Here is a 14940-nt window from a genome sequence, read left to right on the forward strand (position 1 = left end):
CTGTTCGTCGGTTTCGATTACAGCGCTATCAGTTTTACGCCCGGATCCGCCTGCAGACGCTCCAAGACACGTTTTTCGGAGCTCGAGTTTCAAATTTTTCCCCGGATGGCGGCTTCGCCAGCGAAGTTCGTATAATTGACCGACTCATGATAATCGGGGTACGCCATGGTAGCAAGGCGACGCCGATGGCGACGTAAAGCCGCGCTGCTACGTGGCCCGACCGCACACTCAGGCCCCCACACCGCAACATCACGCACAAGACAATCGATGGCAATCAAGAAATCTGAACTCTACAGCTCCCTGTGGAAAGGCTGCGACGAACTCCGCGGCGGCATGGATGCCTCGCAGTACAAGGACTATGTGCTAGTCCTGTTGTTCGTCAAGTACGTTTCCGACAAATATGCGGGTCAGAAGGACGCCCTGATCGACGTACCCGCTGGCGGAAGCTTCGCCGACATGGTGGCGCTGAAGGGTGACAAGGAGATCGGGGACAAGCTGAACAAGATTATCAGCCGCCTCGCCGAAGCCAACGAACTGAAGGGCGTGATCGACGTTGCCGACTTCAACGACGCCGAGAAGCTGGGCAAGGGCAAGGAGATGGTTGACCGCCTGTCCAACTTGGTCGCCATCTTCGACACGCCCGGGCTCGACTTCAAGAGTAACCGAGCCGAGGGCGATGACATTCTGGGCGATGCCTACGAATACCTGATGCGCCACTTCGCAACCGAATCGGGGAAAAGCAAGGGGCAGTTTTACACGCCAGCTGAAGTCTCTCGCATCATGGCGAGGGTAATCGGTCTCGGAAGCGCAAAGAGTGCCGACCAGACCATCTATGATCCGACCTGTGGCTCGGGATCGTTGCTCATCAAGGCACACGACGAAGCAAAAGGCACCAGTCGGCTCGATCTGACCATCTACGGTCAGGAAATGGACAACGCCACGTCCGCACTGGCGAAGATGAACATGATCCTTCATGACTGCCCTACGGCGGAAATCTGGAGAGATAACTCGCTATCCAGCCCCCACTTTGTCCAGCCTAACGGCTTTCTCAAGACCTTTGACTTCGTCGTTGCGAATCCCCCGTTTTCCACAAAAGCGTGGAGCAATGGATTCGACCCGGCCAACGATCTGTATCACCGCTTCGACTTCGGCACTCCCCCAGAAAAGAACGGCGACTATGCATTCCTGTTGCATATCCTGACCTCGCTCAAAAGCACGGGTAAGGGAGCGGTGATTCTCCCGCACGGAGTTCTGTTCCGTGGCGGCGCCGAAGGTGTCATCCGTAAGCGCGTTGTCCGGCAGGGTCACATCAAGGGCATCATTGGATTGCCTGCCAACCTGTTTTATGGAACGGGTATCCCTGCTTGCATCATCGTGCTCGACAAGGAAAACGCCGCTGCACGTAAGGGCATTTTCATGATCGACGCCAGCAAGGGTTTTATCAAGGACGGAAACAAGAATCGGCTGCGTGCTCAGGACATTCACAAGATCGTCGACGCCTTCAACAAGCAGGTCGAGATCGACAAGTTTTCCCGGCTGGTACCCGTTTCGGAAATTGCCGAGAACGACTTCAACCTGAACATTCCCCGCTACATCGACAGTACCGAGCCCGAGGATCTGCAGGATATCGATGCCCATCTGCGAGGTGGAATCCCGGATCACGACATCGAAGATCTGGACAAGTACTGGCAGGTATTGCCGAGCGTGCGCACCACGTTGTTTGGCCCGGCTGATCGGCATGGTTACAGTCAACTGAAGGTCGCTGCCGGCGAAGTCAAGACCACGATATTCGGTCATTCCGAGTTCGCAGCTTTCAACGAAACCGTCAGCGCCCACTTCACCGAGTGGAAGACAGCCAACGTTCCGCACCTGACCGGTATCACGATCGGAAGCCATCCGAAGGCGCTGATCGAGACAATCTCAGAGAGCCTGTTGGAGATTTTCAAGGCTGTGCCGTTGCTTGACGCTTACGACGTGTACCAACACTTGATGAGCTATTGGGCAGAGTCGATGCAGGACGACGTGTACATGCTGGTCCACGATGGCTGGAAGGCGGTAATCGATGGAGAACCCAACGTTGACTTGATCCCGTCGTCGCTGATCGTTGCCCGATACTTTGCGGACGAGGCCAAAGCCATCGAACAATACGAAGCTGACCGTGACGCAATCACCCGGCAGATGGAAGAACTGGACGAGGAGCACGGTGGCGAAGAGGGACTCCTCGCAGAAGCCAAAACTGAGAAAGGGAAACTGACCAAGGTCAGTGTCAAGGCTCGCCTCGCTGAAATCAAGAAAGATGCAGACGCTGCGAGCGAGCGCAAGCTGCTGAACGACTACCTCGAGTTGATCGAGAAGGAAGCCGCTGCGAACAAGAAAGTGAAAGACGCACAGAAGGCGCTGGAGGCGAAGGTCGCTGCGCAATATGCCAAGCTCGACGAGATCGAGATCAAGACGCTCGTGATCGACGACAAATGGCTAGCCACGCTCGCTACCGACGTCCAGACAGAACTGGATCGGGTGTCGCAGGCACTGACCGGGCGGATTAAGGAGCTGGGAGAGCGCTATGCGACGCCGCTGCCTAAGCTTACGACTGAGGTTGAAACGCTCGCCGCCCGTGTCGATGAACACCTGAAGAAGATGGGGTTTGCATGGAACTGAAGCCGGGTCACAAGCAGACCGAGGTGGGGATGGTTCCGGAGGATTGGGATGCACAACCACTTAACGGATTGGTTTCTATAACGCATGGGTTTGCGTTCTTGAGCACATACTTTGCGAGCAACGGAGCGTATCGCTTGACCACGCCCGGACATTTTTATGAAAGGGGCGGCTTTCGCCACATCGGCGAAAAGCAAAAGTTCTACACCGGCCAAGTACCCAGTGATTATGTGTTAGAACCCGGCGACCTAATCGTAGCGATGACCGAACAGGCGGACGGACTTTTGGGAAGCGCTGCTTTCATTCCCGCAGCAGACACCTATCTGCATAACCAGCGGCTTGGCCGCGTGCGAACACTATCTTCCCGAATTAACTCGGCTTACTTATTCTGGGTCTTCAATTCAACCAGCTATCGAACAAGCGTACGTGAGACGGCAGCGGGGACGAAAGTAAAACACACGTCTCCCGAAAAGTTATTGGAGATTCCTGTCCGATTGCCACCCACATTCGAGCAACGCGCCATTGCAGCCGCTCTGTCCGATGTGGATGCTCTGATCGGCGGCCTCGACCAGCTCATCGCCAAGAAACGTGACATCAAACAGGCCACGATACAGCAGTTGCTCACGGGCAAGCAACGATTGCCGGGTTTCAATGCAGAGTGGAAGAAGGGGCGTGTCATCGACCTAGCCGACGTCGATCCGGAAAACCTTAACGGCTCCACCAATCCTGAATATCGTTTTAATTATATTGCTCTCGAAGACGTTGAACGAGGAGCTTTGAAACACTACTCCCAGCAGCTCTTCCGCACCGCACCATCACGTGCAAGGAGAGTTTTGCGACAAGGCGATATTTTAGTATCGACTGTGAGGCCGAACTTGCAATCACACTTACTCATTCGGCATAGAGTGAGAGATTTCGTATGCTCGACCGGATTCGCAGTTGTTCGCTGCAAACCTCATCTGGCCGACCCGCACTACGTCTACTATCATCTATTCTCGGGCGGGGTCAGCCGTCAGATCGACGCTTTGCTCACCGGTTCGAACTATCCGGCCATCAATAGTGGTGACGTCCGTGGATTGGAGATTCCTTGGCCCCCGTTAGCGGAGCAAAGCGCCATCGCTTCGGTTCTCTCTGACATGGACTCGGAAATAACAGTGCTTGAACAAAAGCGAGACAAGACTCGTGATCTCAAGCAGGGCATGATGCAAGAACTCCTGACCGGGAGGATTCGTCTCGTATGAGCACCGTGGGTCAAATCGAAAAGAAAACTCAGGCGCGTGTCGTTGCGCTGTTCCAGGAGTCACTCGGATACAAATACCTCGGTAACTGGATCGACCGCGTTGGCAATCGGAACGTCGACCATGGCCTGCTGAGCAGTTTTCTCAAGCGACAGAGCTACGACGATGCCGTCATCGCACGAGCTATTCACCTTCTCGACAAGGCCGCAGGAGACCAGAGCAAAAGCATCTACGACCGGAACAAGGCTGTGTACGAGATGCTCCGCTACGGCGTTCATGTCAAGCCCGAAATTGGAGAACAGGTCCAAACGGTCTGGCTCATCAACTGGAAGCAACCGCTCACCAACGATTTCGCCTTCGCCGAGGAGGTGACCGTCATCGGTGCGGATGCGAAGGCCAACACGAAGCGACCCGACATCGTCTTGTACGTGAACGGTATCGCACTCGGCGTACTTGAACTCAAGCGCTCGACTGTTTCGGTATCGCAAGGCATCCGGCAAAACCTCGACAACCAGAAGAAGACCTTTATTCAGCACTTCTTCTCGACCATTCAGTTCGTCATGGCTGGCAGCGACACTGCCGGTCTGCGATACGGAACCATCGAGACGCCCGAAAAGTACTACCTAACATGGAAGGAAGATAGCTCAACCGAAAACCCGCTCGACCGCCACCTCACGCAGGTCTGTAGCAAGGCTCGCCTCCTTGAACTAATCCACGATTTCATCGTGTACGATGCAGGCATCAAGAAACTCTGTCGACAGAACCAGTACTTCGGCGTGAAGGCAGCGCAGAACCATGTGAAGCGCCGGGAAGGCGGCATCATTTGGCACACGCAGGGGTCAGGCAAAAGCCTCACGATGGTCTGGCTCACGAAGTGGATTCGGGAAAACGTCAAGGACGCCCGTGTGCTCATCATCACCGACCGGACCGAGCTCGACGAGCAGATCGAAAAAGTATTTAAAGGTGTCAACGAGGAGATCTATCGTACAAAGAGCGGTGCCGAACTGATTGCCAAGCTCAACGCTACGACGCCTTGGCTGCTCTGCTCCCTGATTCACAAATTCGGCGGTAAAGAAGACAATGAAGAGTTCGGCGACGTTGCTGGCTACGTCGAAGAAATGAAGCGATCCCTCCCGCCCGACTTCCGGGCCAAGGGCGATATCTACGTTTTCGTCGACGAGTGCCACCGGACCCAATCCGGCGAGTTGCACAAGGCGATGAAAGCCATCCTGCCGAATGCAATGTTCATCGGTTTTACCGGTACGCCGCTTCTTAAGGCCGACAAGGCCACCAGCCTCGAAGTCTTCGGTTCGTACATCCACACCTATAAGTTCGATGAGGCCGTTCGTGATGGGGTGGTCCTCGATCTTCGCTACGAAGCCCGTGACGTTGATCAGCACATTACGTCGACCAAGAAGATTGACCAGTGGTTTGAATCGAAGACGAAGGAACTGACGGACCTCGCCAAAGCGCAGCTCAAGCAGAAATGGGGAACCATGCAGCGGGTGCTTTCCAGCCAGTCCCGATTGGAGAAGATCGTCGCCGATATTCTGCTCGACATGGCGACCAAAGACCGATTGATAAGCGGCCACGGTAACGCCATGCTCGTATCCGGCAGCATCTATCAAGCCTGCAAGTACTACGAGCTCTTTAGTAAGACTGACCTCGCTGGCAAGTGTGCGATCGTAACCAGCTATCGGCCAGCGACTTCAGGCATGAAGGGTGAAAGCGCAGAAGGGCTCACGGAAAAGCTGAGCCAGTACGAGATCTATACGAAGATGCTCAATGGCCAAGACCCTGAGTCCTTCGAGAAGGATGTCAAGAAGAAGTTCATTGACGAGCCGGGGCAGATGAAACTGTTGATCGTCGTCGACAAGTTGCTGACCGGCTTCGACGCACCTTCTGCAACGTACCTGTACATCGACAAACAGATGCGGGACCACGGTCTTTTCCAAGCGATCTGCCGCGTGAACCGGCTGGATGGAGACGATAAGGAATACGGCTATATCATCGACTACAAGGATCTGTTCAAGAGCATCGGTAGTGCAGTTCACGACTACACTTCCGGCGCACTCGACGGCTACGACAAGGACGACGTTGCTGGATTGCTGGAAGATCGCCTGAAAAAGGCACGTGAGCACCTCGAAGAAACCCGTGAGGCGATTAAGGCTCTCTGCGAACCGGTAGAGGCACCGAAGAACACGGCGGCTTATCTCCGATTTTTCTGCGCAAGGGATTCCGGCGACGCCGAGCAGCTGAAAGAGAACGAACCGAAGCGTTTGGCTTTGTATAAGTTTGCGGCCGGGTTCATCCGTGCCTACGCAGCCCTCGCCAACGATTTCGAGGAAGCGGGTTACTCACCTGCAGAAATCAAAGACCTTAAGGACGAAACCAGCCACTTCGAGAAGGTTCGCAACGAGGTCAAGCTTGCCAGTGGAGACTACATCGATCTGAAGATGTATGAGCCGGCTATGCGCCATCTGATCGACACTTACATCCGAGCTGACGACAGTGAGACGATCTCCGCTTTCGATGATATGTCCTTGATACAGCTTATCGTTGAACGCGGCGCGGGGGCTGTAGACAAGCTTCCAAAGGGCATTCGTGAGAGCAAGGATGCGGTCGCTGAAACAATCGAGAACAACGTCCGCAAGCTGATCATCGACGAGCAGGCGATTAATCCAAAGTACTATGAGAAGATGTCCGAGCTACTCGATGCTTTGATCGAGAAGCGGAAAGCTGATGCTCTCGCCTATGAGGAGTATCTCGCGGAGCTCGTAAAGCTTACAAAGCAGGTGCAAAGCCCAACATCGGGCTCGACCTACCCTGCTTCGCTGAAAACGGCCGAGCAAAAGGCCCTCTATGACAATCTAGGCAAAGACGAAACTCTCGCAGTGGACGTCGATCACGCGATTCTGGTTGCTCGCCAGGACGATTGGCGCAGCAACACAATGAAGACCCGAAAGATTCGTAACGCCATCAAGTCGGTCTTGGGCGAAACCGATGATCGGCTCGACGCAATCCTCGATCTCGTGAAGAGCCAGCATGGTTACTGAGGTTCACCGCAAGATCAAGGTGAGTGGCTTGTCGGTCGAAGTCGTCCGGAAGTCGATCAAAAACCTGCACCTCGGAGTTTATCCCCCCAATGGGCGGGTACGCGTCGCCGCGCCGCTCTCAGTCAGCGACGATGCCATTCGCTTGGCGGTAATCGGCAAGCTGGGTTGGATCCGACGGCAGCGAGAGAAATTCGAAGCCCAGCCTCGACAGTCGAAGCGGGAAATGGTCAGCGGTGAAAGCCACTACTTCCAAGGGCGTCGGTACCGCATCCGCGTTGCTTATCACGACGGCCCAGCAACTGTCGCGTTGCGCAACAAGACCACGATGGTGATTACAGTTCGCCCAGAGACGAGCGCAGAACAGCGTCTCAGAATCGTCGAGCGTTGGTACCGAGAGCAGCTAAAGGCGGAAATTCCCGCTCTACTCGCAAAATGGCAACCGCTACTGGATGTCCAAGTTGCTGCCTGGGGCATCAAAAAAATGAAGACCAAGTGGGGCAGCTGCAGCATCGATGCTGGCCGCATTTGGTTGAATCTTGAACTTGCGAAGAAGCTTCCTCAATGCCTCGAATACATTCTCGTGCACGAGATGATTCATCTGATGGAACGCCACCATAACGACCGCTTCACCGCATTGATGGATCGTCATTTACCGCATTGGCGCAGCTATCGGGAAGAATTGAATCGGGCCCCGCTGGGCCATGAAAACTGGTCGCACTGAGTCTTAAGGAGAGGAATCTGTCGCAAGGGATTTCAGACGTTTTTCCAATTTTACTTCGCGGCCCCTGAAAACACAGCAATAAATCGACGCCGTTAAGATGCCGGATGCGCTTCCATTACACGATTGGCGGGGATCTATGAAAAATTCGGTTGCAGCACTTATCGTTGGTATTGCCTCGGTGGGCATCTCGGCCAAAACGCTGACGCTGGAATGTGGTGAGCTTCAAGGAGTGCGCTACGGCGTTGACGGTAGCGGCAAGGTTCAGCAGATAGCTGACGGTTTCGCTGGCAGTCACCCTACTATTGTGTGGGAGCAAGGAAGTCCACAGGCAACAATATCGGTATCGGATGCGACAGGCCAGCCATCGTCAGACAAAGCGAATGTGGTCAACGTAGGTAAGGACTATATCACCTGGCTTCTCCAAGAGCCGGACGGAACTGAGATTTGGACCTACGATGTCAATGATAGTGTCCTGCTGTACTCTGAACACCTCCCTCGCTGGCAGATGCCCGGTTCTGGCGCAGCTGGAACTGTGTTCGTGACAAAATGTCGTGCCGGGATAAACTAAGGCGTCATCCCCTATGTCGTCTGTCTCCTCGGGGAAGGATGCAAGCGATCGGTGTGTACGTAGACGATCTCGGGGCCAATGGTGGTTTCAAGCAATCGAATATCGGGAGATGCATGCCCATGCATGAGGGAGGTTGTTGACGGCGTGCCGGCCCTCGATGCACAGGGCGAGCTGATTAGATATGTGCCACGCTGTGCGGACACCCCAAGAAAACCGGAAGCAACAGTTCTCGAATTGGGCACGAACGATTAAAAATTCGGTGTTGGAAATGAAAAAAGTACAATTAACCTCTGACGGCATCAAAAAGCATCTTGCCTCGACGACTCCCGTCCAGTCGTGTGCTGAATATATTTGGAATGCATTGGATGCTCGGGCAAAGAACGTTGAGATTTCGTTCGTTGCTAACGAAATTGGCGGAATTGAGCGGATCAAAATTTCTGATGACGGCGTGGGTATTCCGCATGAGCTCTTGGATAGCAAGTTCGGTGTTTTTCTCGATTCCGAGAAGAAGAGCCGTCGGAAATCAACAAAAAGAGTTTTGTCGGAAATCCACGGCAAAGATGGCATTGGGCGCTTGACTTTTTATTCTTTTTCTCAGCGCGCCGAATGGGAAACGGTTTATGAAGCAGACGGAAGAAAATACCGTTATATAATTTCCGTGGACTCGTCGAATCTAGTAAATTATCCGGCAAATAACCCTGAAGAGATTGATGCAGCAGCTAGAACGGGCACTTCTGTAACGTTTTATAATGTCGACTCCTCTGTAATCGATGTGACAAATCGTGAGTTTCGGTCGTTCTTGGTTGGTGAGTTTTGCTGGAAACTCTTGCTTCAGGATGATGTAACTATAGTTTTGGACGGCGTACCGCTTACCGCCCAAGAAAATATATCGGAAGATACGTTTCTTTGCCCGTTGGTTGACATTGACCCGCCTTTAACCATCCGAATGGTGCGATGGACTAATAAGCTGCATCGGGAATTCTCTAGATATTATTTTTCGGACTCCAAGGGAAGCGAACGCTTTACGGATTTCACGGCACTTAATAAGAAAGGCGATGCGTTTTATCACAGCGTCTACGTTAGCAGCACATTTTTTGATAATTTTGTCTTCGAAAGCGAATACGATAATCAAGCCACATTGCTTGACAGCGAATATTCGCCCAAGAACGAATGGTTTAAGATCGCAAAGAAATCAGCTGATGACATACTCCGCGGAGCACGAAAGGACTTTCTGAGGATATCCAAGGACAAGATCATCAACGATTTCGTGGAAAGGAAAATTCTTCCGCCGTACAATGAAAGAAATAAGTGGGAAGTTATAAGGCATACTCAACTGACCGACACAGTCGGCGAGCTTTACAACATTCAGCCTAATCTTTTTACAAGTGGATCGGTTGATCAGAAGAAGATTTTGATACGCTTGATCGATCAGTTGCTCGACAGCTCTGAAGCAGAAAGTCTTTATAAGATCATTGGGCAAGTCTTGGATCTTGAGCAGACTGAAAAAGAGGCGCTTCTCGATATTCTAAAGGTTTCCCGCCTGAGTTCAGTCGTAAAGACGGTAAAGCTCATTCAAGACAGATATCGGGCTTTGGAGCAAGTAAAACGCTTGAACTGGGATGCTGAGTTGAATGCAATGGAGGTGCCCCATATCCAGGAGTTTATGGAACTGCACTTCTGGATGATCGGCGAGGAGTTCTCTCTTGTTGTCGCAGCGGAAAAGGATTTTGAGCAGGCTCTCCGTGAACTATACGCGAAAATTTCAACGCCGCTTACGGACGGAAAACTAGATCATGCCGACAAGAACAAGGAAATGGACATTTTCGTTGTTCGACAGGACAAATATCATAACAAGATTCACAACGTCGTTCTCGAGTTAAAACATCCCAACAAGAGACTAGGAAAAAAGTATGTCAGACAGGTGGAGACATACTTTGAAGTGGTTTTTTCTGATGCACGATTTAATGCTTCAAATATGGAGTGGTCGTACTACCTTATTGGAAATGAATACGACAACACAGGCTTCATCGATGCGCAATTGGAAAATGCAAAAAATCATGGAGAATCGTCTCTTATATTCAAGGCAAAAAATCACAAGATTTACGTCAAGCGCTGGAGCGAATTGATCACTGACGTAGAACTTCGTCATAACTTTTTAAATGAAAAACTGCAGATACAGCGGGAACAGTTGGTACTGGAAGAAGGTGCCGCAAAAACGGCAGATGAAGTGATTTCTCGGGCGCAAAGCTTATCTTGTGTAACTAAGGGCTGAATGTTTTTCTGGCTTCACATCATCGATGTGGATATTAGTAGATTATCCGCCCATGCGTCGAGCACCGTCGATGATGTCTTGCGGGTTGCGAGATCGATACGTCGCAGTTCATTCGCTTATCTCATTTTAAAAAAAGAAAAGAAGGAAGTCTTTTATGTACGAGTTAATTAAAAAGCAGATATTAGCTGACTACTTCACGCAACATTTTTCGAATGACGGCCAGCGCTTCGTGGCTTGGTATCTGCGAAATGTGCTGTTCCGCGATATGAGTGAAACGAAGGATGACGTCGTAGATGGCGCAAAAGACAAGCAAATCGACGCGATAACTATCGATGATGAGAATTCACTGATCCGCATCGTACAAGGCAAGTTCATTCAAGAGGGCTCTGTCGATTCAGGGCCGCTGCGTGAAGTCTTATCGTCGTGGATGCAGATCAAAGACCTGGCTCGCCTCCAAAACGTCGCAAACACAAAACTGCAACGAAAGGTTTCTGAACTGGCCGCCGCTTTGGAGGAAGGATATGAGGTTTCGTTCGAGTTGATTACGACGGGGACCCTTACAAATGCGGCGCAAGACGATTTGGAAACATTCCAGAAAGAGTTCGCCAAGCTGGGGGAAACTGAAGATCTCGATGTGACAATCCACGTTATTGACAACGAGGAACTCCGACAGCGGTACGAATATGCGCTCGAAAAGGACAACCCAAGTTTAAACTACAAGCTGAGTCTTGACGGAAGCAAATATATGTTCCACGAGATCGCTGGAACACCCGTTGTCGTGGTGGCTCTGCCGTTGAAAGAATGCATTAAGCTTCCAGGGATCAAGGATGGGACACTTTTTCAGAAGAATGTTCGGCAAAGCTTAGGCTCTAGCAACACGGTTAACAAAGGCATCAGACAGACGATCACCGGCGATAAGCGATCTGACTTTTTCTTTTTTCATAATGGAATAACTGCCTTATGCAACAAGATGGAGCTGTTTAATGACGTCCTTTCCTTGCATGGCTTAAGCGTCGTCAACGGCTGCCAGTCACTGAATACCATTCTCTCATGCAGCGAAACAGTCAAGAAAGTTGACGACTCGTTTATTCTCGTTAGATTCTACGAAATACCGCAACGGGATCGTGCTGACAAGATATCGATTTTCACAAACTCGCAAAGCGCGGTGAAGGCTAGAGATCTTCGAAGTAATGACAAACGTGTTTTAACGATAAAAAAAACGTACGAGCTGAAGTATCCGAACGGATACTTTGTGACAAAGCGCGGAGAAAATGCACCGGCCACTAAAAACAAGGATGAAGTCGTGGAGCTGTCCGGCTTGGCAAAGAATCTAGTTGCGTGGCATTCGCAAAGGCCAAACCTATCATATGGTGAGACGAAGATATTTGACAAGTATTTTGAGACGCTTTTTAAAAACAAAGATTATCCTCCAGAAAACGTTTTTGCGCTTCATTCATGGATGCTCTCCATATACAAGTGCTGGGTGGCTGGAAATCCATTGAACTTCAATGAAACTCTCCTTGCGATGCGCGCCTACGCGCCGTATCACCACTTGTATGCGGTTGCCATGTGCTTTTCCATTTCGAATAATCAGTCAGAGCGGGTCCCTAATCCAGCCAAGGCGTACGATGCTGCGGCAAACGGGGGGATGATCGATGAGATTGTTAAGGTGGCAGGTATTAGCTTGAACATGGCACTGGAGGCGGCGGCAAACGAACAGCAGCCAGCAAATCGGGTGTTCAGCCCTCAGAATTGGATCAAGTCTAAAAGCTGTCTGGCAGGCATTAATGGAGCTATTCGCAACTATTTCAGCATGCTACCAATGATGCCCGGCGGGACAGAAATAAAGAAAAGATTGACCGTTGGAACCGCATTGGATTCTCAGGACTTCGAGTACCGGTGGTCTGCGGATTGAAAGCAGGCCTTGGCGTTCCTTCGCCACCAGATGCTGCTCGTAGGCGGTGGCGTCACAGCGCCGTCCCGGGCACAACGGATCTGGATTGTGATCGGCGAAAAACTGTAGGTCATTCTTCGTCTGGCGGTGGGTGCAACATCATCGGTTTGCCATGTTATTTTCGTTTTCTTTGCCGCCGGATCGATTTCGGACCAGTTCGTCGGCCAGAAATTGTCAATCAGCAATGCCGTGCACCCGCTGCAACTCAATCTTCGCCTCTGCGATGCTTTCCGTTGCAGGATCAACGTTTCTTACGAGTTCGAAGATGACGGTTTTGCCGTCGCTTAGAGCTTGGTCCAAGTCCCAATGAACCTGTCGAAAGCGCTTCCCGTTTCTTGCAGAGCGCTCGTTACGCAATCGTAGGATGTTGTTGTCCTATTTTGAGAGAAGGTCGCCGGCGCCGTTGTCGCTCTTGCCGATGTAGATCACGTCTTGCACGTTGGAGACGGTGTGGGCGATCACAATGCGGAAGAGAAGAGGCAATGTGGGATCGACCGCATCTGCACTGAGCTCGAAGCCGAGCGAGCTTAATTTCTTTTCTGTCATGTCCGAAAAAAGCCTTGGGACGTTGGAATTCGTTATCTCAGTATAGAAGAGGCGGTTCGCACCGAACGAAGAAGTCGGGATGAGTTCAGCTCAGTCGTTAAATGCGACGAAACACAGACAACTACCTTACCGAAAAAGACCGAGCAATCTTAATTGGCTCTGCAGTGCTGGGCGAATAGGAAGCGAAGCGTCGAAATCGCCAATGTCACGGTCGAAAGCCGTATGAGGGCTGACGTACTGGCGTGGAACGGCTTTCCCAAGCGGCGAGGTAGGGTAGACATCTGTTGATGGCCGAACTCGGATTCGTATTCCGGTCTCTCTTTCCATGAGCCCACGTGCGTACAATTCTATCAACTCAGCGCGTGTAACGTGAGCGGAACGCTTTATTGAACCACCATCTTCAACTTTGATGTCGCGGAGAATCTCAAATTTTCCCCTATGCTCGCCTTTCTCATTTTCAAAGGGATGAACAGTGTATGTTGTTGCCGTGGCAAGTCGTTTGCCCCGGTACGTATGCTCAATAGCGATATCGGTTAGGGTCATAAAGCTGTAGATAACTATAAAGCTTTCCTGTTCCATATTGTACAGGTGAACCGACGTCATATGCAGGACCTGTTCGAAGTTGCGGCTGGACCTGATTTGTTCTGCATAAAGCCCCGGTGACCGACAGTGCAGTCTTTTATTGGTGACAACATGCACTGGAGCGTTGCCAAGCCCACATAGGCCATCTTCCCGCCGCCGCGGTTGCCCAATAGAATCAAGATGGGTTTTTGGCGAATTACGTTCTGACTGGTCGGGGAGACGTAATGAAAAAGCATATTTTGTTCGTGGCGGTCCTGCTACCACTCGCTGCTCAAGCGCAATGGAACGGTTCGCAGCAACAATATGGAAGCACAACGTACGGCAATTACTCAGGGCCGAACGGGCAGTCGATGAACTCAACATCGCAACATTACGGAAACACCACGTACACGAATCAGACTTACTACGACGGGCAAGGGAACTCAACGATGCGCAATTGCACGTCGCAGCAGATCGGCAATCAGATTTACACGAACTGTAACTGAGCGAAGCAGTAAGTCACTATATGGCGCCATTTGGCGCCTCTTTTGTTTGTCTTTGTGTGATGGGGAACAGATGCGTGCGCTCATAGCTGCTATGGCACTTCTTGTACCAACTCTTGCTTCTGCTTCGAATTGGCAAGTTATCCATAAGGAGACCGCTGACTGGACGGGATATCTGCCCGGGCAGTCAACCAATGTTCAGCGTCAATTTTCCCCCATTTCGATCCTTGTTGATCGAGATAGTATTGCTACCACCAATGGTGGCGAAAATAAGACACTGTGGTGGAAAGAGACAGCCAACGACAACGGTCGAAGTATGGACCTGATAAGTCTCACGTTCTTCAACTGTCCAACGCACACTTTTCGCACAGAGCGTTCCGGTAGCCGAGCGCGGCCTTCTGATTCATATACATGGGCGAATGTGCACAGCGATGCTGTGTCGGTCGTAGAACCGGACAGTCCATTCGACTATGTTTTTGCTGCTGTTTGCCTTAACAAGTGACTGCGCTCACTAGTGTTGTTCCTCGGCACATACGAAATCAGGCCAAACATGCTCTGAAAGTCGAACTGGCAAGCCTCGCAAACGTACTTTGGTAGATGGCACATCGAGCGCTGTAATTTTTTAGCCTCGAACTGTAACTGGCGTTTGATTAGTAGCGGGTGCAGGTCAAATGTTATTTCCCAGATCGAAAACGACGGACTTGCTGTCACTGAGCGCCTTGTCGAGATCCCCATGAACTGGCCCAAAACGCTTTCCGTTTGTTGCCGAGCGGTGTTCTCGCATCGCTGCGCGTTGCCGTTGTATCTGGCGAGCAAGTCGCCAGCACTGTCCGGGCTTTCCGGCGTTGTCGCCTCTCCCATATATA

General features: G+C 51.5%; 9 protein-coding genes. 7 read left to right on the forward strand and 2 right to left on the reverse strand.

The features are described from left to right. The first annotated feature begins 267 nt into the window (after nt 1–267). The 7 genes from OKW39_RS11070 (at nt 268) to OKW39_RS11100 (ending at nt 12425) form a co-directional block, all read left to right on the forward strand. Nucleotides 268–2658: a type I restriction-modification system subunit M gene (locus OKW39_RS11070; protein WP_429562671.1), complete on the forward strand. Its 2391-nt coding sequence runs from the start codon at nt 268–270 to the stop codon at nt 2656–2658. After that, nucleotides 2649–3896, forward strand: a complete 1248-nt coding sequence (locus OKW39_RS11075; RefSeq protein ID WP_429562672.1) for a restriction endonuclease subunit S — start codon at nt 2649–2651, stop codon at nt 3894–3896. The genes OKW39_RS11070 and OKW39_RS11075 overlap by 10 nt, the downstream gene beginning before the upstream one ends. Continuing rightward, the gene (locus OKW39_RS11080; RefSeq protein ID WP_429562673.1) at nt 3893–6949 is read left to right on the forward strand and encodes a type I restriction endonuclease subunit R; all 3057 of its coding nucleotides are present in this window, start codon (nt 3893–3895) and stop codon (nt 6947–6949) included. Before OKW39_RS11075 ends, OKW39_RS11080 begins: the two co-directional genes overlap by 4 nt. Further along, nucleotides 6939–7670: a M48 family metallopeptidase gene (locus OKW39_RS11085; protein WP_429562674.1), complete on the forward strand. Its 732-nt coding sequence runs from the start codon at nt 6939–6941 to the stop codon at nt 7668–7670. Before OKW39_RS11080 ends, OKW39_RS11085 begins: the two co-directional genes overlap by 11 nt. Nucleotides 7671–7806: 136 nt before the next feature. Continuing rightward, a complete protein-coding gene (locus OKW39_RS11090; RefSeq protein ID WP_429562675.1) occupies nt 7807–8238 on the forward strand; it encodes a hypothetical protein in 432 nt (143 codons plus the stop codon). A gap of 268 nt (nt 8239–8506) precedes the next feature. Then, a complete protein-coding gene (locus OKW39_RS11095) occupies nt 8507–10510 on the forward strand; it encodes an ATP-binding protein (protein WP_429562676.1) in 2004 nt (667 codons plus the stop codon). A gap of 154 nt (nt 10511–10664) precedes the next feature. Next, on the forward strand, nt 10665–12425 hold the full coding sequence (locus OKW39_RS11100; protein ID WP_429562677.1) for an AIPR family protein: 1761 nt from the start codon (nt 10665–10667) through the stop codon (nt 12423–12425). Between the two features lie 414 nt (nt 12426–12839). On the opposite strand, the gene OKW39_RS11105 is transcribed toward OKW39_RS11100, so the two are convergent. Continuing rightward, complete coding sequence (locus OKW39_RS11105) at nt 12840–13010, reverse strand: hypothetical protein (protein WP_429562678.1); 171 nt, start codon at nt 13008–13010, stop codon at nt 12840–12842. Nucleotides 13011–13136: 126 nt separating this feature from the next. Continuing rightward, complete coding sequence (locus OKW39_RS11110; RefSeq protein WP_429562679.1) at nt 13137–13955, reverse strand: hypothetical protein; 819 nt, start codon at nt 13953–13955, stop codon at nt 13137–13139. Nucleotides 13956–14940: the final 985 nt, after the last annotated feature.

Source organism: Paraburkholderia sp. MM6662-R1 (assembly GCF_050436245.1).
In the GTDB taxonomy this organism is placed as follows: domain Bacteria; phylum Pseudomonadota; class Gammaproteobacteria; order Burkholderiales; family Burkholderiaceae; genus Paraburkholderia; species Paraburkholderia tuberum.

What these genes read in the sequence shown, in the direction of transcription:
- OKW39_RS11090 (WP_429562675.1), top strand. Translation starts at nt 7,807, where the DNA reads ATGAAAAATTCGGTTGCAGCACTTATCGTTGGTATTGCCTCGGTGGGC.
- OKW39_RS11110 (WP_429562679.1), bottom strand. Translation starts at nt 13,955, where the DNA reads ATGTTGAGTTCATCGACTGCCCGTTCGGCCCTGAGTAATTGCCGTACG.
- OKW39_RS11080 (WP_429562673.1), top strand. Translation starts at nt 3,893, where the DNA reads ATGAGCACCGTGGGTCAAATCGAAAAGAAAACTCAGGCGCGTGTCGTT.
- OKW39_RS11070 (WP_429562671.1), top strand. Translation starts at nt 268, where the DNA reads ATGGCAATCAAGAAATCTGAACTCTACAGCTCCCTGTGGAAAGGCTGC.
- OKW39_RS11105 (WP_429562678.1), bottom strand. Translation starts at nt 13,010, where the DNA reads ATGACAGAAAAGAAATTAAGCTCGCTCGGCTTCGAGCTCAGTGCAGAT.
- OKW39_RS11075 (WP_429562672.1), top strand. Translation starts at nt 2,649, where the DNA reads ATGGAACTGAAGCCGGGTCACAAGCAGACCGAGGTGGGGATGGTTCCG.
- OKW39_RS11095 (WP_429562676.1), top strand. Translation starts at nt 8,507, where the DNA reads ATGAAAAAAGTACAATTAACCTCTGACGGCATCAAAAAGCATCTTGCC.
- OKW39_RS11100 (WP_429562677.1), top strand. Translation starts at nt 10,665, where the DNA reads ATGTACGAGTTAATTAAAAAGCAGATATTAGCTGACTACTTCACGCAA.
- OKW39_RS11085 (WP_429562674.1), top strand. Translation starts at nt 6,939, where the DNA reads ATGGTTACTGAGGTTCACCGCAAGATCAAGGTGAGTGGCTTGTCGGTC.